The 17,398-nt window shown below is 69.5% G+C and carries 12 protein-coding genes and 1 pseudogene; 7 read left to right on the top strand and 6 right to left on the bottom strand.

Features of this window, described 5'->3' with window-relative positions; translation table 11 throughout:
- Nucleotides 1-6: 6 nt before the first annotated feature.
- Nucleotides 7-1,092: an ABC transporter substrate-binding protein gene (locus ACFXJ5_RS11245; protein ID WP_384630076.1), complete on the bottom strand. Its 1,086-nt coding sequence runs from the start codon at nt 1,090-1,092 to the stop codon at nt 7-9.
- A gap of 361 nt (nt 1,093-1,453) precedes the next feature.
- Nucleotides 1,454-1,780 carry a hypothetical protein gene (locus ACFXJ5_RS11240; protein ID WP_384629993.1) on the bottom strand — a complete coding sequence of 109 codons (327 nt, stop codon included), beginning with the start codon at nt 1,778-1,780 and terminating at the stop codon, nt 1,454-1,456.
- 556 nt (nt 1,781-2,336) lie between these two features.
- Between ACFXJ5_RS11240 and ACFXJ5_RS11235 the strand changes: the two genes are divergently transcribed.
- Both ACFXJ5_RS11235 and ACFXJ5_RS11230 read left to right on the top strand, forming a co-directional pair.
- Nucleotides 2,337-4,952 carry a glutaminase domain-containing protein gene (locus tag ACFXJ5_RS11235; protein WP_384629991.1) on the top strand — a complete coding sequence of 872 codons (2,616 nt, stop codon included), beginning with the start codon at nt 2,337-2,339 and terminating at the stop codon, nt 4,950-4,952.
- A 78-nt stretch (nt 4,953-5,030) separates the two neighbouring features.
- Nucleotides 5,031-8,240: a TIM-barrel domain-containing protein gene (locus ACFXJ5_RS11230; protein ID WP_384629989.1), complete on the top strand. Its 3,210-nt coding sequence runs from the start codon at nt 5,031-5,033 to the stop codon at nt 8,238-8,240.
- Nucleotides 8,241-8,420: 180 nt separating this feature from the next.
- On the opposite strand, the gene ACFXJ5_RS11225 is transcribed toward ACFXJ5_RS11230, so the two are convergent.
- The 3 genes from ACFXJ5_RS11225 to ACFXJ5_RS11215 all read right to left on the bottom strand — a co-directional run bounded on the left by ACFXJ5_RS11225 (nt 8,421) and on the right by ACFXJ5_RS11215 (nt 11,377).
- Nucleotides 8,421-9,986, bottom strand: a complete 1,566-nt coding sequence (locus ACFXJ5_RS11225; protein ID WP_384629987.1) for a flavin-containing monooxygenase — start codon at nt 9,984-9,986, stop codon at nt 8,421-8,423.
- Nucleotides 9,983-10,456 (bottom strand): cupin domain-containing protein, encoded by a 474-nt coding sequence (locus ACFXJ5_RS11220; RefSeq protein ID WP_384629985.1) that lies wholly within the window; start codon nt 10,454-10,456, stop codon nt 9,983-9,985. The genes ACFXJ5_RS11225 and ACFXJ5_RS11220 overlap by 4 nt, the downstream gene beginning before the upstream one ends.
- A gap of 153 nt (nt 10,457-10,609) precedes the next feature.
- Nucleotides 10,610-11,377, bottom strand: coding sequence for an IclR family transcriptional regulator (locus ACFXJ5_RS11215; protein WP_384629983.1), 768 nt, complete (start codon nt 11,375-11,377; stop codon nt 10,610-10,612).
- A gap of 116 nt (nt 11,378-11,493) precedes the next feature.
- On the opposite strand from ACFXJ5_RS11215, the gene ACFXJ5_RS11210 reads away from it, so the two are divergent.
- The 5 genes and pseudogenes from ACFXJ5_RS11210 to ACFXJ5_RS11190 all read left to right on the top strand — a co-directional run.
- The gene (locus tag ACFXJ5_RS11210) at nt 11,494-12,294 is read left to right on the top strand and encodes an SDR family oxidoreductase (RefSeq protein ID WP_384629982.1); all 801 of its coding nucleotides are present in this window, start codon (nt 11,494-11,496) and stop codon (nt 12,292-12,294) included.
- On the top strand, nt 12,294-12,797 hold the full coding sequence (locus ACFXJ5_RS11205) for a cupin domain-containing protein (RefSeq protein ID WP_384629980.1): 504 nt from the start codon (nt 12,294-12,296) through the stop codon (nt 12,795-12,797). Before ACFXJ5_RS11210 ends, ACFXJ5_RS11205 begins: the two co-directional genes overlap by 1 nt.
- Nucleotides 12,794-13,672, top strand: a complete 879-nt coding sequence (locus tag ACFXJ5_RS11200) for an alpha/beta fold hydrolase (RefSeq protein ID WP_384629979.1) — start codon at nt 12,794-12,796, stop codon at nt 13,670-13,672. Before ACFXJ5_RS11205 ends, ACFXJ5_RS11200 begins: the two co-directional genes overlap by 4 nt.
- Entirely contained in the window at nt 13,669-14,604 is a 936-nt protein-coding gene (locus ACFXJ5_RS11195) for a DODA-type extradiol aromatic ring-opening family dioxygenase (protein ID WP_384629977.1), read from the top strand. Before ACFXJ5_RS11200 ends, ACFXJ5_RS11195 begins: the two co-directional genes overlap by 4 nt.
- Nucleotides 14,605-14,906: 302 nt before the next feature.
- Nucleotides 14,907-14,999, top strand: a pseudogene (locus tag ACFXJ5_RS11190) (tyrosine-type recombinase/integrase); the annotation flags it as partial.
- A 294-nt stretch (nt 15,000-15,293) separates the two neighbouring features.
- Here the strand turns inward: ACFXJ5_RS11190 and ACFXJ5_RS11185 are convergent.
- Nucleotides 15,294-16,907, bottom strand: coding sequence for a DUF4429 domain-containing protein (locus tag ACFXJ5_RS11185; protein ID WP_384629975.1), 1,614 nt, complete (start codon nt 16,905-16,907; stop codon nt 15,294-15,296).
- Nucleotides 16,908-17,398 lie beyond the last annotated feature (491 nt).

Genomic DNA, 17,398 nt, shown 5'->3' with positions numbered 1-17,398 from the left:
CTCCACTCAGTACGCCCCGGCGAGCGACGACTTGGCGTTCGCGGCGTCGTAGGCGCGGTCGGAGATGATGACGTTCTCCGGGATGGACTCGCCGCCGAAGAACTTCCGCGCGGTGGCGAAGGCGAGCGGGCCGAAGCGCGGGTTGGACTCGATGACGCCGTTGTACTCGCCGTTGGCCAGGGCCTGGACGGCATTGCGGGTGCCGTCGATGGAGACGACCTTGATGTCCTTGCCGGGCTTCTTGCCCGCACTCTTGAGAGCCGTGATCGCGCCGAGGCCCATCTCGTCGTTCTCGGCGTAGACAGCGGTGATGTCCGGCTTGGACTGGATGAGCTGCTCCATGACCTGCTGGCCCTTGTCGCGGGCGAACTCGCCGGTCTGCTGGGCGACGATCTCCAGTCCTGGGGCCTTCGCCTTGAGCTCGTCCACGAAGCCCTTGGTCCGGTCGGTGGTGACATTGTTGCCGGAGGCGCCCAGCAGAATCGCGGCCTTGCCCTTGCCGCCGGTCACCTCGATCATCGCGTCGGCGGCGCGCTTGCCCTGCTCGACGAAGTCCGAGCCCAGGAAGGCCACATAGTCCTTGCAGGCGGTGGCGTTGATCTTGCGGTCGATGGTGATCACCGGCACGTGCTTGGCGGCCGCGGCCTTCAGCGCCGGTTCGAGCCCGTCGGAGTTCAGGGGCGCGACGATGAGCAACTGAGCGCCCTGGGCCAGCATGTCCTGGATGTCGCTGATCTGCTTGGACAGCTGTGACTGCGCGTTGGTGGTCAGCAGCTTCCTGACCCCGATCCTGGCCGCCTCGTCCTTGATGGACTGGGTCTCGGCGATACGGAACGGGTTGGCCTCTTTCTCCGACTGGGAGAAGCCGACGACGGCGTTCTTCAGGTCGAGCTTGGCCGCGCCGTAGGCCTGGAGCGTGCAGCCCGCCCCGGAGGAACCCGCGGTTCCGGGGGACTGCACAACCTGGGCCCCCTGGCCGGCGTCCGACGAGGCGGTGCCGGAGGACTCCTGCTTGGCGCAGCCGGTGGCGGCGAGAGCGGCGATCATCGCGGCGGCTGCCAGGACGAGGGCTCTGCGCGGAGTGGTGGTCATGGTTCGGTCAGCTCCTTCGTGATGCTGTCGTGCGGGTTCTGGCGTGCGGCTTCTGGCGTGGGTTCGGCCGGGGCGGCCGGCGGTGGGGAGCCCGCCGGCCGCGCTCAGCGCCCGGTCGTAGGCCCCTGCGCGAATCCGGCGGGCAGGCGGCAGCGCTGCGTCGGGGATGGGCTGTCTGTCGAAGCCCGGCCCCGACCACTCGGTGTGCAGATAGGCGCCGCCGACACCCTGGTTGTAGTCGAAGGCCAGCTGGTGCGGGCCGGCCGTGAGCGTCAGGGGCTGCGATGTGGTCTGGACGTCCCAGTCGGTCGTCCAGTGGTCGATGACGCTCGATCCGTCCAGCGACATACGGAAGCCGTTGTCACCCTATGAAGAACGTGTACGTGCCGTCCGCGGGCACGTCCAGCTGCCCGGACCATCGCACGGCAACGTTGTCAGTGCTGCCGGCGGAGGCCCGCAGGGCTGGGAGCAGGTCGTCGACATAGAGGGACGAGTCGATCGAGGTGCCGGTGTACGTGGCGAAGTCCAGGGCTGTGCCGTTGGAGCTTCGGTAGTAGTCGCCCCGCAGACCCTGGCCTGCGGCCGGGGCCGGGGCGCCGGCTACGGAGGGCGCGGCCGTGGTCGGCGCGGCGCTCACCTCTTCCGGCGCTGTGAGCCCGGCCGCGCCGAGTACGAGAGACAGCAGCACGGCCGCACGGCCGAGGAACCTTGATCGTAAATTGCCAGGACTCATGGGACGGGACACCTTCCCTGGGCGGGGGCTGGCGAGGGCTGGCGGGGGTTGCCGACAGCAGCGTGTCCGGCATTGCGGGATCGCCGAGAACGCCCGCGGCAGATGGCCACGAGCGGTTGTACAACGTTAGAAATTCGGCGACGAGGAGGATGAAAGCAGACCCCTTCCGGAGCTGTCCAGACCTCGCGCGGGAATTATTAAATCGCGGAAACGTGGCAGGCGACGCACCGTCAAAGAGTCTTGCGCGGGGTCTGGACAGTGGTCGCGAGGCGTGCTGTCATTCGATTGACGCCGCGTTTTCATCGTTATAAAGATGACCATCGAAAAGGCCCGCTCGGTCGAATCCTGGACCCCCAGGTCGGACCGTCTGCCCCACTCGCGTTTGAGTCAACTCCTGCTCAGCCCTTCGCGCGCTGACCACGCTGTCGGAACCCGACTGGCGCGGTTGCGACATCGTTGTCAGCCTCACCGGCCACCGGCCCGAATGACCCTCCCCCCACAGGAGTCACCCATGCCTCCCCCCAACGACCGAGACCGCTCCATGCCCCGCCCCGGCCCGGCCTTACCACCGCCTTCCCGGCGTGACCTGCTGCGGTGGAGCGCCGTGGCCGTCGTGGGCGCCGTCACCATCTGCGGACCGCTCACCGCCCAGCCCGCCGTGGCGGCCTCGACCGCGCCTCGGGTGGCGGCTTCGACGTTCAGCCCGCTGCGTCCGCCCGCCACCCCGCTCGCCGTACGGTCCCCGTACCTGTCCACCTGGCTGGCCGGGGACACCCTTCCCGGCACCTGGCCCACCTTCTGGAACGGGCACATCACGGCGCTGTGCGGCATCGCCCGGATCGACGGCACCCCGTACGTGTTCCTGGGCAACCCCGCGCTGCCCGGCGGCCCGACGCTCACCGTGATGACGCAGACCGCACTGCAGCTCACCGCCACCCGCTCGATCTTCACGCTCACCGGCGGCGGCGTCACCCTGACGGTCACCTTCTTCTCCCCCGTGGACCTCGGCAACCTCCAGCGCCAGTCCGTGCCGCTGAGCTACATCAGCGTCCAGGCCTCCAGCGCCGACGGGGCCGGCCACACCGTCGACCTGCACCTCGACGCCTCCGCGGAGTGGGTGCACGGCGACAACTCCACCCAGGTCACCTGGGCCCACCAGCAGACCGGCAGCATGACCGCCCTGACCTGCCAACCGGCCACCCCCGGGGTGCTGGCCGAGCACGGCGACCAGGCGTCATGGGGTTCGCTGGTCCTGGCCGCCCGCACCGCGAGCGGGCTGACCTGGCAGATCGGCCAGGACACCGTCGTACGGGCCGCGTCCGCCACGAACGGCGTGCTGGCCGGCACCTCCGACACCGCCCAGCCCCGCGCCATCAACGACCGCTGGCCGGTTCTGGGCCTCAACCAGAACCTGGGCACCGTCACTTCGGGCAGCCCGTCGGCGGTGTTCCAGGCCGCTGTCGGCCATGTGCGCACCCCCGCGGTGAGCTACCTGGGGACCAGCCTCAACCCGTGGTGGACGCACTACTGGGGCTCGTGGACCGACATGCTCGACTGGTTCAACAGCGACCGCTCCACCGCCCTGACCGCCGCCGTCGCCCTGGACCAGCAGATCCACGACGACGCCGCGAGCGCGGCGGGCGGCGGGGACACCGGCGAACACTACGCGGCCGTCTGCGCCCTGGCGGTGCGCCAGGCCGCCGCCGGAACGGAACTCGTCGACCGGAACGGCTCCCCGTGGGTGATGCTCAAGGAGATCTCCTCCAACGGTGACTTCTCCACCGTCGACGTCATGTACCCGGCGTCCCCCGCCTACCTCCACCTCTCGCCCGCGTATCTGCGGCTGATGCTCGAACCGCACTTCTCCTACGCGGAGAAGGCCGGCTGGCCCATGGCGTACGCCCAGCACGACCTCGGTGTCTACCCGAACGCCTCCGGGCACCTCGACGGCAACGAGGAGGCCATGCCGGTCGAGGAGTCCGCCAACATGCTGATCATGGCGGCTGCCGTGATCCAGCGCCTCCCGGCGGCCGACGCGGCCTCCTTCGCCACCACCCACTACGCGATCCTCCGCCAGTGGGCCGAGTACCTGGTCGCCAACGCCCTCGACCCGGAGAACCAGAACCAGACCGACGACTTCACCGGCTGGATCGCACACAGCGCCAACCTCGCACTCAAGGGCATCGTCGGCATCGGCGCGATGAGCGTGGTGGCCAAGGCCGCGTCCAACACCTCTGATGCGTCGCACTACTTGGCGGTCGCCCGCGGCTACGCCAGCCGGTGGGTCACCCTCGCCCAGGACTCCTCCGGTACGCACCTCAAGCTCGCCTACGACCAGGACGGCACCTGGAGCCTGAAGTACAACGGCTTCCCCGACCGCCTGCTCGGCCTGAACCTGGTGCCCACCGGGGTCGCCGCGCAGGAGGCCGCCTGGTACCTGGCCAAGGCGGGCACATACGGCGTACTGCTGGACCCGCGCAACAACTACACCAAGACCGACTGGGAGTTGTGGACCGCGGCCTGGCTGGCCGACCACGCCGACGCCCGTTCCATGCTGATCAACGGCGTCTACGGCTTCGCCAACACCACCCCGTCGCGGGTCCCCTTCACCGACTGGTACGTCGTCGCCACCGCCGCCCAGCAGGGCTTCGCCGACCGGCCCGTCATCGGCGGCACCCTCGCCCTCCTGAACACCCCGGCAGCCTCCGCCGTCACCTGGTCGCGCATCCAGAACAGGAACTCCGGCAAGCTGCTCGCCGTCAGCGGCATGTCCCTGGCCGACAGCGCCGAGATCACCCAGTACGCGGACAACGGCACCGCCGACCATCTGTGGACCGTGGTGGACAACGGCGACGGCACCGTCCGGATCTACAACCGCAACAGCGGCAAGCTACTCGCCGTCCACAACCAGTCCACCGACGACGGCGCCCACGTCCAGCAGTACAACGACAACGGCACCCAGGACCACCTGTGGCGCCTCGTCGACAACGGCGACGGCTGGATGAAGATCGTCAATGTGCACAGCGGCAAGCTCATGGCCGTCGACGGCGCGTCCCAGGCCGACGGCGCCCAGGTGACCCAGTGGAACGACAACGGCACCTCCGACCATCTCTGGCGGCTCGTCTGAAAGGAGCGTCCGTTGAGATCGAGAACGGTACAGCGCGCGATACGTACCTTGAGACGACGAGTCGCTGTCATCGTCGTCATGAGCACCGCGGCAGCGATGACCATGACCGGAACCGGCGGGGCTTCGGCCCACGCGGCAGGCGTCCGGCGCATTCCGACGGTGACGGCCGCGGACGCACGATTCCAGGTCCTGTCCCCGACGTTGATCCGTACGGAATACGCGGGCGACGGTGCGTTCCTCGACAGCCCCACGTTCAACGCGATCGGCCGTGACGCGTTCTCGCCGACGTCCTTCACCTCGACCACGTCGGACGGCTGGCTCACCATCACCACGAGCGCGCTCACCCTGCGGTACCAGGTGGGCTCGGGGCCGTTCAACGCGCAGAACCTCACGGTGCAGCTGAAGGCCGGCGATCAGCCGGTGACCGCCACCCCGTGGCAGCAGCTGACGTGCACGGTCGGCGCCCTGTGCGAGGCCGAGGACCTGACGACCAGCGGGGTGAGCGTCGCCTCGGACCACACCGGCTACACCGGCTCGGGCTTCGCGGGCGGTTTCGAGGGGACGGGCAGCTCCCTGTCCGCCGAGGTGAACGTCGCCACCTCCGGGACCTACCAGCTCGACACCCGGTACGCCAACGCGGTCGGGGGCGACGGCCAGTACAAGACGCGCACCCTGACCCTGTCGGTGGACGGTGGCGCGAACCAGACGCTCAGCCTGCCCGTCACCGCGGACTGGAACTCCTGGAGCGTCGCCCCGGCCGCGGTGCAACTCGGCGCGGGCCGTCACACCGTCACCCTCACCCGGACGGCGTCGGACTCCGGCGACGTCAACATCGACAGCGTCGCGCTGGTGAACCCCGGCGGGGCGTATCCGCCTTCGTCGGCGAGGGCGGTCGTGGACTGCCGGTACGGCGTGAGCTGCGAGGCCGAGGCCGGTCGCACCGCGGGCTCGGCGGTCCTGGCGACCGACCACACCGGGTACTCCGGCAAGGGGTTCGTCGCGGAGCTGAACCAGGGAGCAAGCCTGTCGACCCATGTGGTCGAGGTGCCTTCCAACGGCACGTACGCCCTCCAGGTGCGCTACGCCAACGGCACGGGCGGCGACGGTCTCCACCAGACACGGACCGCGACGGTCTCCACCGGCGGCACCACACAGTCCCTGTCCTTTCCCGCGACGGACGACTGGAACACCTGGCAGACGGCGTCGGTGCCGGTCACGCTGAAGGCGGGCAGCAACGACCTCACCATCGGCTGCCCGGACAGCGCCAGTTGTCACATCAACGCGGACACCCTCGCGGTGACCGCCGCCGGGGCGGCCGCACCGGCGCCGCATCTCGCGCTCGGTGGCTACCGCCGCAGCCTCGACGGGGTGAACGGCGACAACGGCGCCCCGGCCACCATCCCCGGCCTGCTGCACCAGGACGGCTGGTACCTGCTCGACGACACACCGTCGGCGGTGTACGACACCGGCACCAAGACGGTCACCCCGCGCCCCGGCCACAACGGCAACGCCTACCAGGACGGCTACGTCTTCGGCTACGGCCACGACTACAAGCAGGGTCTTTCCGACCTGGCCACCCTGACCGGGCCGGCCGAACTGCTGCCCCAATGGGCCTACGGCGTCTGGTACTCGGAGTACATCGACCGCACCGCGGCCGACTACGAGAACACCATCCTGCCCGCGTTCCGCTCCGAAGGCGTCCCGCTGGACGTCCTGGTCACCGACACCGACTTCAAGTCGCCCAACACCTGGAGCGGGTGGGAGATCGATCCCGCCAAGTTCCCTGATCCGAAAGCCTTCTTCGACTGGTCCGCCTCGCAGGGTCTGCACAACACGCTCAACATCCACCCGAGCATCCTCGGCTCCGACCCCCAGTTCGCCCAGGCCCAGGCCACGGCCAAGAACAAGCTGACCAAGGGCGGTTGCGCCTCGTCCGCGGGCAGCGACTGCTACACCTTCGACTGGGGCGACCCCGACCAGCTCAAGGCGTACATGGACCTGCACCGGACCATGGAGCAGCAGGGCAACGACTTCTGGTGGCTGGACTGGTGCTGCGACGCCTCGCAGTCCTCACTGGCCGGCGTGACCCCCGACGCCTGGATCAACCAGCAGTACGCCACCGACGCGGACAAGACCGTCGGACGCGGATTCGTCATCTCCCGCGCCTACGGCTCCCTGCAGTCCGGCTACGGCAACTCGGCCACCATGCCGACCGGGCCGTGGGCCGACAAGCGCACCACCGTCCACTTCACCGGCGACACCTCCTCCACATGGGGAACCCTCAAGGCCGAAGTCGGCTACACACCAGGCGAGTCGGCCGCCACCGGCATGTCCGCCATCAGCCATGACATAGGCGGGCACAACGACACCACGGGCCTGTCGGGCTCCGAGACGTACACCTCCGGCGGGCAGACGAAACAGACCTACAAACTGCCCGACGACCTGTACGCCCGCTGGGTCCAACTCGGCACCTTCCAGCCCGTCGACCGCCTGCACAGCAACCACAGCGACCGGCTGCCCTGGCAGTACGGGACGGCCGCGAGGAACTCGGCGGACAAGTTCCTCAACCTGCGCGAGAACCTGGTGCCCTACACCTACAACCTCGCGGAGGAGGCCAACACCACCGGCGTCCCGGTCGTCCGCCCGACCTATGTGGAGTACGCCGACGAGCAGCAGGCGTACGCCACGGCCGGCAGCGAGTACTTCTACGGGTCCGACCTCCTGGTCGCCCCGGTGACCACGCCCGGCACCACGGCCACGACCTCGGTGTGGTTCCCGCCGGGCCAGTGGACCGACTACTTCACCGGCAAGACCTACGCCGGCGGCACCACCCAGGACGTCACCACCGGCCTCGACACGATGCCGGTGTTCACCAGGGCCGGCGCCATCGTGCCCACCCGGACCGACAATGTCACCGACAACGACCGGAACCCCCTGGCCAAGGTCACCCTCGACATCGCCGAAGGCGCCTCGGGCTCGTACGACCTCTACGAGGACAACGGCACCACCACCGACACCCACCAGAGCGCCACCACCAGGATCCGGTACACGGAGACCGGCCGGCAGCACACCGTGCGGATCGGCCCCGCCGCCGGCTCCTTCCGTGGCCAGGTGACGGGCCGCGAATGGACGGTCTCGTTCGTCAACGCCACGGCGCCCACCACCGTCACGGCGAACGGCACCCGCCTGTCCTCCCACGCCTACCACTGGGACAGCGGTACCCGCACCCTGACCGTCAGGCTGTCCCAGCGGAACGTCCGCACACCGATCACCTTCACCTACAGATGACCACCCGGCACCTGGTCGCCGGACCGGAAAGCACACCAGGTCTATACCAATGGACCGGGCCGCACTACTCTCGATCCGGGTGCCCAGCTGATCCGAACGACGGCGGACCGCCCGCCCACCATGCTCTCCGGGCAGTGCGGTCCGCCCCGGCTTCCTTCCCCCCACCTGCCTCGCCACCCGTCATCGCAGCTCGGAAGGCACTTCTTCGTTTCCGGAGAAACTATCCACCGGCATCAAGCCGGTGGAGCCGGGCTCAGGTCGCGGCCCGCTCGGTGTCAGCCGCCGCAGCAGCGACGGGGTCATCCGCCGATAGGCCGCGGGATTGACCGCGCCCAGCCAGTGCGAGGCTCGGACCGTGGCGCCGATGTTCAGATCGAGGTCGCCGAGCACCTCGTCGACGTTGTGCATCGAGAACGGGATGATCTTGGTGCCGCGGCAGTGATGCGTGTCCGTCGCCTCGTCCATGAACGCCAGTTGCTCGACGACAGCCCGACGCATGGCCTCGGGGTCGGGCAGCGCCACCGCCTCCGCGAGGTCGGCGGCGATCCAGAGGGCCGCCATCTCGGCGTTGAGCGGGCTGAAGAACGAGGAGTTGTAGCCGTTGAAGTAGAGCCCGGGAACGTCGAGGGGCAGGATCTGCCGGTAGAGCATGAAGTTCCCGCGCTCGTCGAGCAGTCGTTGCCGGGTCTCCTCGGGCAGGAACGGCACGCCCTGGGTGAAGCCGGTGGCGCAGAGCACCAGGTCGGCGCGGTGCGTGCTGCCGTCGCTCAGCTCGGCCGCGGGACCGTCGTGCCCGGCGAGAAGCCGCGTGATGGTCCGGTCGCGGTGGACGGTGATGCTCCCGTCCGCGACGCCCTCGAAGAAGCCCTCGCTCGCCAGCCCGATGGCTCCACGGACGATGTCCTCCATGTGGCCGGCCGGAACCAGGTCGAGCTTCGCGAGGCCGAACTGCCGTACCGAGACCGAGCCGATGGAGTTGATCATCCGGCGGCGCAGGCCGTTGCCCGGGCCGTGCAGGAACTTCTCGAAACCGCGCTGTCGCAGGTAGCGGAAGAGGCCTTCGCCCAGCCGGGTGAGCAGCAGCAGCTTGAAGTTGACGAAACCGCCGATCTTGCGCGGTACCTTCCACAGCAGCTGACGGGCGATCACATCGGTGCCGGCGGCGACGCCGCTGATCGCCGCCGCCACGTCGCAGGCCGATTTGCCGTACCCGACGACGAGGACGTGCTTGCCGCGGGCCTCTTCGGCGTGATGGAACTCGGTGGCCGCGTGCAGCGCCCCGCCCGCCGCAGTGAACTCCTCAAGGCCCGGATACGCCGGGACCAAGGGTTCGCAGAACACTCCGTTCGCGATGACGAGCCGGTCGAATCCCTCGACGGACTCCGCTCCCCCGGCGCCGCGCGTCTCGAGCGTCCAGCGGCCGTCGCCGACCGGGCGTGCTGCCGTCACCTCGGTGCTCAGGCGCAGGGCGGATTCGAGGCCGAACTCGGCGGCGTACGCGGCGAAATAGGCCTGGACCTGGGCGCCGCTGGGCCATTCCGGGTAGCTCTTGGGCATGGGGAAGTCCGAGAGCGAGTACTGCGCCTTCGGGCTCTGCGTCGTCACGCCCGGGTAGCGCCGGGTCCGGCTCCACACACCGCCGACGTCCGGGGACTTGTCGAACACCCGCACCTCGTGGCCGGCCTGGGTCAGCACCTTCGCGGTGGCGAGACCGGCCACGCCGGCTCCTATGATCGCGATCCTCATGGCTGAGCGACCTCGGGCGGCAGCTGCATCTCGATGCCGAAGTCGGCCATGATCTTCTTCAGCAGTGAGATGTCCTTGGGGCCGGGCGGCATGTCCGCCAGCGCCTGGTAGTAGCGCTCGAGCCCGGCGGGCGAGACCACGGAGATCACCCGCGACTCCTGCTGGTACGGGTTGCGGAAGGCGTGCACCACGTCCCGCGGCAGGTACAGGTAGTCGCCGTGTTCGAGGACGAAGTCCTCGCCGCCGAGGTGGACGTCGAGGCGCCCGGCCAGGCAGATGAAGGACTCGTCCTCGCGGGTGTGCAGGTGCGGGGGCGGCCCGTCGGTCTGCGGGGGGATCGTGTACTCGAACAGCGAGTACGCGTCACGGGTCGACGTGCCGTCCGTCTTCATCGTGATGCCGAGCCCGATCGCCGCGATCGTCTGTCCCTCGCGCGAGGGCAGCATGTAGCCGCCGCCTAGAGTCATCATCGTCTCCTTGAGGTCGCCGCACCGGCGAGCCGTCGGTGTGTCGGCGCTCACAGCGTGCGGGCCGCCGGGCCCGATCGGCAATCAGAAGTCCCACTCAGCGGGACTCCGCGTCCGCGGCGGTCAATGACAGTCAGCGAGGACAGTCGGCGAAGGTCACCGGCGCGAGCAGTAGGCCCGGGACGCCGCCGCGGCGGCCAGGCGCACGGCGGGGCCGATCACCTGCGCCCGGATCAGGCCGGAGGGGCCGGTGACGGACAGCGCGGCCACGACCTCGCCGAGCGGGCCGAAGACCGGGGCGGCCACGCAGCTGACCCCGATGTTGCCCTCCTCGCGTTCGACCGCCCAGCCGCGCGGCGGGATCGCGGTCAGCTCGCGCAGGACGGCCACCGGATCGGTCAGCGTACGCGGCGTCCTGCGCTCGAGGCCGGCGGCCAGCACCGCGTCGATGGTCGCGGTGTCGCTGTAGGCGAGGATCGCGCGGCCCAGCGCCGAGCAGTGCGCCGGGATGATCCCGCCGACCTGAGAGAGCATCGGCATCGGCCGATGGCCGGTGATCTTCTCGACGACCAGGATCTGCGCGCCGTCGAGCACCCCGAGCTGCACGGTGACCTTGGTCGCGCTGTGCAGGTCCTGCAGGAAGGGCAGCACCGCCTCGCGTAGCTGGAGCCGGATCGGGGCCAGGCTCGCGATCTCGAACAGACGGTTGCCGATCCGGTACCGGTCCTTCGGCTTGTCGAGCCAGCCGAGCCGGATCATCCGGTCGGCGGTGCGGTGGGCGGTGGAGCGCGGCAGACCGCTGCGGGCGACGAGGGCGGCGAGGGTCAGGTCGCGGTGCGTCGCGTCGAAGGCGCCGAGGATCGCCGCGGCGCGATCGAGGCCGCCCGCGGCCGGAGCGTCGCTGTCCCGCTCAGCGGGACTCAACGTTGGTTCCCGGGTTCATGCGGGCCACGATAGACCCGTCGCGACCGGTGCCCCAGTCCGGAAACCTCAGCGCCCGCGAACCCAGCGCCCGCGAACCCCGGCGTACGGAACCAGCGGTGCTCGAAAACCAGGAGGCTGCCATCAACGCTCGCAACGCCCTCGTCGGCGGGGGCAGCGCCGGAATCGGGTACGCCGTCGCCGAACAGCTCCTGCGGTCGGGCCACCGCGTCGTCATCACCGGGCGGCGTGCCGAGCAGCTGGGGTCCGCGGCGCTGCGGCTCGGCAGGGACACCGGCGGCACCGTCCACGCGCTGGTCAACGACGTGTCGGAGCCGAAGTCCGCCGCGGCGGCCCTCAACGAGGTGGAGAGCCGGTACGGCGCGCTCGACGTCCTCGTGCTCAACGCCGGCGGACCCCCGCCCGGCCGCATCCTCGAGGTCGAGGACGAACGCTGGCAGCAGGCCTTCGAGCTGCTGCTGCTCGGCCCGCTGCGCCTGGCGCGGCTCGCCCTGCCGCGCATGGCCGCGCAGGGCTTCGGCCGGGTCGTCCTCGTGACCTCCTCGGCGGTGCGCCAGCCCCAGCCCGACCTCGCGACCTCCGTGGTCCTGCGGTCGGCGGTCACCGCGGCCGCCAAGCTGCTCTCCCGGGAGTTCGCGGCCGAAGGGGTCACGGTCAACTGCGTGGCGCCCGGCGCCACGGCGACCGAGCGCCGCCGCGAGATCCTGGACGCCCGCGCCCGGATCACCGCAGTCGCGTACGAGGACCTCGACGCGGCGGACGCGGCGGGCATCCCGGCCGGCCGGGCCGGGCGGCCCGAGGAGATCGGGGCGGCCGTGACCTTCCTGGCCTCGGCAGCCGCCAGCTACATCAACGGGACCGTACTCACGGTCGACGGCGGAAGGACGGAAACGATCTGATGGCCCAGTCAGGAGACGGATTCGCGCTGGCCGACTTCCTCGGCGCGATCTCCGATACCGTGCGGCCCGGCGCCGCCCGCCCGGTCGTCGTGCACGCGGCGCAGCTGGAGACGCTGCCGGCCGACCAGGTGCACAACCCCACCAAGCTCTCGATCGCCGGGAAGCTGCCGACCGCCACCTTCGAGATCTTCCGGCAGACCATCCCGCCGGGGCTGAGTTCGGACATGCAGCGGCACCACCACGAGACGGTGCACTTCGTCATCAGCGGCGAGGGGCACAGCGAGGTCGAGGAGGAGACCGAGTCCTGGTCGGCCGGCGACTTCATCTACACCCCGCCGTGGACCTGGCACCGCCACTACAACGACTCGGCCGCCGAGCCGGTCGAGTTCCTGACCATCGAGAACTCCCGGCTGCTCGGCATGCTGGGCGTCGGACGGCGGCAGAGCGCGGGCCTGGCCACCGTCGCCGAGGCCCGTGCCCGCTTCGGAGAGGATTCGCGATGAGCACGCTGCCCGAACACATCAGCCTCTGGGGCGAGTTGGCCGACATCGACCACGAACTCCGGCACGTCGACGTGAACGGCGTGCGCACCCGGGTGCTGCGGGCCGGGTCGGGCCCCGACCTGATCCTGCTGCACGGCACCGGCGGGCACCTCGAGGCCTACGCCCGCGACATCGCGGGACTGGCCGCGGACTTCCGCGTCACGGCCTACGACATGGTCGGCCACGGCTGGTCCGACCTGCCGGACAAGCCCTACACCATCGACGTCCTGTCCGACCACCTGCTCGGGCTGATGGACGCCCTGGGCATCGGCTCGGCGCACCTGTCCGGCGAGTCGCTCGGCGGCTGGGTGGTCGCCTGGACGGCCGCGCACCACCCGGACCGCGTCGAGCGGCTCGTTCTCAACACTCCCGGCAACATCGCCGACAAGCCGGAGGTGATGGTCAGGATGCGCGAAAGCACCCTGGCCGCCGTCCGGGATCCGAGCGACGAGACGGTACGCCGCCGGGTGGAGTTCCTGTTCCACCACAAGGAGATGGTGACCGACGAGCTGGTGAACCTCCGCCGCGCGGTCTACGGCCGTCCCGGCTTCCTGCAGGCGATCACCAACACTCTCGTCCTGCAGGACCCCGAGGTGCGCAAGGACTTCTCCTGGCGCCCGTCCTGGGTCGGCCGGGTCACCGCGCCGACGCTGCTGCTGTGGACCGACCACGATCCCACCGGCGGGCTCGACGAGGCCGAACTCCTGCTGCGCTGGCTGCCCGACGCCCGCCTGCACGTGATCACGGACGCGGGCCACTGGCCGCAGTGGGAGAAGCCGGGCGAGTTCCTGCGCGCCCACCGCGATTTCCTCATCCTCGGCAAGGATCCCGCATGAGCGAGATCATCGGCCTGGTCGGCATCTCGCACTCGCCGTTCGCCACCATGACGCCGCCGCGCGGGCCCTCGGAGCCCGGCGGCAGTTTCCTCGCCGACGCCGCCCGGGTGGCCGAGGCCGTGGCCCGGCTGGCTCCCGACGCCGTCGTCGTCATCGGCCCCGACCACTTCCACGCGAACTTCTACGACCAGATGCCGCCGTTCGTCCTCGGCATCGAACAGGCCGTGGGGTTCGGCGACTTCGGCAGCCGGTCCGGGCCACTGCCGGTCGCCGCACAGCTGGCCTGGTCCGTGCGCGACACCCTCGCGGGGGCCGGATTCGACCTGTCGCTGTCCTACTCGCTCACCGTCGACCACGGAGTGACCCAGGGCTATGAGATGGTCTGCGGCGGTCGTACGGTCCCGCTCGTACCGCTGATCGTCAACACGGCCGCCCCGCCGCTGCCGAGCATGCCGCGCTGCGTGCAGCTCGGCAGAGCCCTCGGCGAGGCCCTCCGCGGCGCCGACTTCCCCGGGCGCGTCCTCGTCGTCGCCAGCGGCGGGCTCTCACACTGGCTTCCGCCCAACGATCCGCGCGACCCCGCGGTGGCCGGCGAGCGGCGGGAGGCGGTCATCCACGGGCGCGCGAATCTCCAGGCCTTCGCCGCGGCGCGCGAACCCCGGGTCCGGGCCATGGGCGGCGATCCGCACGCGCACGTCAACTCCACCTGGGACCGCTGGTTCCTCAAGCGGCTGGCCGCCGCGGACCTCACGCCGATCACCGCTCTGGGGGACGAAGGCCTCGAAGAGCAGGCCGGGAGCGGCGGGCACGAGATACGCACCTGGCTCATCGGGCAGGCCGCCGTGGACAGGCCGTTCGTGTGGACGAGCTACGAGCCGGTCCCCCAGTGGATCACCGGCATGGGCATCGGCACGACCTTCGAGGTGAACTGATACGCCCGTCCCCGCTTCCACACTCGGCACCGGCGCCACTGAGGCGCCGAACCGGCTCAGCGAGGCCCGCACGACGCGGCGCCCTTGCGCCCCGTTGCGCGACCTGCTGCCCGCGGGCAATCTGGACGTCGCGTACGCCGTCCACTCCGCCTGGGCCGCGCAGCAGGTGGCGGCAGGAGCCAGGATCGTGGGACGCAAGGTCGGGCTCACCAACCATGACCGGGTGAGCACCTTCTCGCGGGCGCTGCGCTGCCCGGCGGATGACGGAGCCCGCGAGCATGTCGCCCTTCTCTCCCCAGATGTCCGGACTGCCCCCGATCCGCCTTCACGACCTACGCCGCGGGGCAGCGACCCTCGCGCTGGCAGCCGGCGTCGACATCAAGGTCGTGTCCGATGAGGATCTTGGCGGTCCTTGCCCATCAACGCTCATCCATGACGTTTTCTCAGGTCAGATGGGGTTATCCATGCGAGTGCTCCTCAACCCTTGTCAGTCTGTTCCTGTCCTTGCGGCCTCAACTCGGCCTCAATGAGGCCCGGCAGGATCGTGCTCCAGTCACAGAGGATGATCGCGCCAGCTCAAGGACGGGATTCGAACCCGCGCGCAGCGGAGTGCCTTACTGATGCGAGTAAGTCTTGCCCTCCCGGCTTGCCGCTCCAGCGTCGAGGCCACCGCCCAGCTGCTCAGAAGTTCACGGTCGGACGATGGGGCGTTCCTTCCTATGTGCGGCGGCCGACGCGGCGCACTCGTCAGCAACCTTCGATGGCCCGCGCTCCAGGATGGCCAGTCCGAGCGCCAGGAACACCTGAAATGCTTCGCTCGACTTACCAAGCAGCAGTCCGGACACTTTCTGCCTGTTGGAGACATGCAGGAGCACGCTGGTGCCGTCTGCGGCGTTGTCTACGCCGAGGAGTTTATCGAACACCCATTCTCGGCTGGCCTTGCTGCCTTTGAAGACAACGCGCTGGGTGGTCACGATGATCGAGCCTTGGTCGACCGGCGTCTGCATCTCTGGACCGGGTGTGTAGCTGCGGCTGGATGCCCCGATCCGATATGACACGCCTTTCGCGATACGCAGGCGGACTCCAGCGGTGCCTCCGGAGTAGTACCCGGGTTGTCGCCGTGGCTCGACCAGCGATGCCTGGCCGGCCCAGAGGGCTGCCTCGTTCTTCTTGAGGATGATGAGACCACTTGCGATCGTTGTGGAAGCTCCGGCCGCTCCAAGGGCGGCCGTGGTGGCCTGGTCGAGCAACGCCTGTTCGCGTTCCCATACGGCCAGGGCCTTTTCGTAGTCCTTGTCGGCTCGCCGGGCAGCACGTCGCTCTTTCCACGAGGGCGCGTGTGGCGTGTCCGTGCTGGCGGTATTCGCACCGGGCGCGGAGGCTGTGAGTCCGGGATTGGGCTCAGTCCGTGCCGGAACACCGCTGGTTCTGGGGGGCTGCTCGGTTGTGGGAACGACCCCAGTCGCAGGGTGTTGGTTGGGCGGGGCCGTTGCGGGGAGCAGGGGCGGCGCCGGGGTGATCGGCTCTGCGTAAGGGCGGGTTCCGGTGCTGCGGATCGCAGTGAGGACTGCAGCGCCGAGGACGGCGTACGACTGGGACCGATCGGCGTTGAGTACCAGGGTGTTGATGTCGGTTTTCGGATCGCTCGGAGCGGCTTCGGGTGTGCCCGCGGGAACGAAGTGCAGCCATCCTGTGAGGCCTGGATGGTGCACCTGCACGTCGGCAATCGCGTCCACCGGCAGGTCTCGCCGTCCTGGCCGTTTCTTTTCTGACGCTGCCAGGCGTCCGAACTTCAAGGCAACAGCCTGACCGTCGAAGGAGACACGTCCGTCAGATCCCGACACCTCCAGAGGCAGGACTCCACTCTCGACACACGGAGAATCAGCGACGGCAGTCGGTCTCGGTTCCGTCAGGCGGGCGCGCAACAACTGAGCGAAGGCGTCAGCTTGTGCCGCCTGGGCACTTGAGATGACCAGGGTGTCCGGGTCGCTGCCCGGTCCCGGCTCGGGGTCCTTCAGGAGCGGGCGGAGGGGGTCCGCGCCGGGTACGAGGAGCAGTCGTAGCGATCCTCGGTGCCATGACGACGGCGGTTCGTAGCGCACGTCCGCCACCGTCGTAATGGGATAGCGGCGGACGCGAAGCGCACCCTTGAACGCATCGCCGAACCGCCCTACAGAAAAACTCAGCTCCAGGGAATCCTCTGCGAGCGTGAGGATGCCGTCATCACCGCAGAGCTGTCCGGTGCCGGACGACAGGCTCTCGGCCCCCGGGCTTGAGACCACGACAGAGGTCGCCAGAGGCATCTCCGGTGAGGGAGCGACAGCAGGCTCGGTACCAGGCGGCGAACTCGACGGGTCATCCACCCATATCCAGAACAGCCAGTTCTCCGGGGCCGGCGGCCAAGCCGGATCGGGACGCCACTCCGGTGGCGGCGAGAAGTCCGGCGGCGACGAGGGCCACCCGGGCGCTGGGTTGAATCGCCAGGACACTTGCCCGCCCCCCTTCAGGCAGCACGTGCGGGTTTCCCCATTTCTGACAGTTCTACCCGGCCCGGGACCTCTCGGCGTAGGGAATGCACGACGTCACGCGGGTCCTGACTCGCCTGTCCCTCGTGACGTCGACATCTCGAAGATCAGCCAGCGACCGTTCTTTCGCGCGGGCACCAGCCGGGAGCTGGAGTCTTCCGCGTCGGGTCGAATCCGTACATCGGTTTCGGGGACGCATTCGCTGCTGTCGGCGATGGACCTTCGAGAGCAGCTCAGTCAGTCTCACACTGGCTTCGAAGGGCACATTG

The sequence above is a fragment of the Streptomyces sp. NPDC059373 genome (genome assembly GCF_042751495.1).
Taxonomy (GTDB): Bacteria; Actinomycetota; Actinomycetes; order Streptomycetales; family Streptomycetaceae; genus Actinacidiphila.
This window is presented reverse-complemented; position numbering and strand designations above follow the sequence as displayed.

Bases quoted from the DNA above. Each gene is read 5' to 3' on its own strand.
- ACFXJ5_RS11195 (WP_384629977.1), top strand. From the start codon at position 13,669: ATGAGCGAGATCATCGGCCTGGTCGGCATCTCGCACTCGCCGTTCGCC.
- ACFXJ5_RS11205 (WP_384629980.1), top strand. From the start codon at position 12,294: ATGGCCCAGTCAGGAGACGGATTCGCGCTGGCCGACTTCCTCGGCGCG.
- ACFXJ5_RS11200 (WP_384629979.1), top strand. From the start codon at position 12,794: ATGAGCACGCTGCCCGAACACATCAGCCTCTGGGGCGAGTTGGCCGAC.
- ACFXJ5_RS11230 (WP_384629989.1), top strand. From the start codon at position 5,031: ATGAGCACCGCGGCAGCGATGACCATGACCGGAACCGGCGGGGCTTCG.
- ACFXJ5_RS11220 (WP_384629985.1), bottom strand. From the start codon at position 10,456: ATGATGACTCTAGGCGGCGGCTACATGCTGCCCTCGCGCGAGGGACAG.
- ACFXJ5_RS11185 (WP_384629975.1), bottom strand. From the start codon at position 16,907: ATGCCTCTGGCGACCTCTGTCGTGGTCTCAAGCCCGGGGGCCGAGAGC.
- ACFXJ5_RS11235 (WP_384629991.1), top strand. From the start codon at position 2,337: ATGCCTCCCCCCAACGACCGAGACCGCTCCATGCCCCGCCCCGGCCCG.
- ACFXJ5_RS11225 (WP_384629987.1), bottom strand. From the start codon at position 9,986: ATGAGGATCGCGATCATAGGAGCCGGCGTGGCCGGTCTCGCCACCGCG.
- ACFXJ5_RS11245 (WP_384630076.1), bottom strand. From the start codon at position 1,092: ATGACCACCACTCCGCGCAGAGCCCTCGTCCTGGCAGCCGCCGCGATG.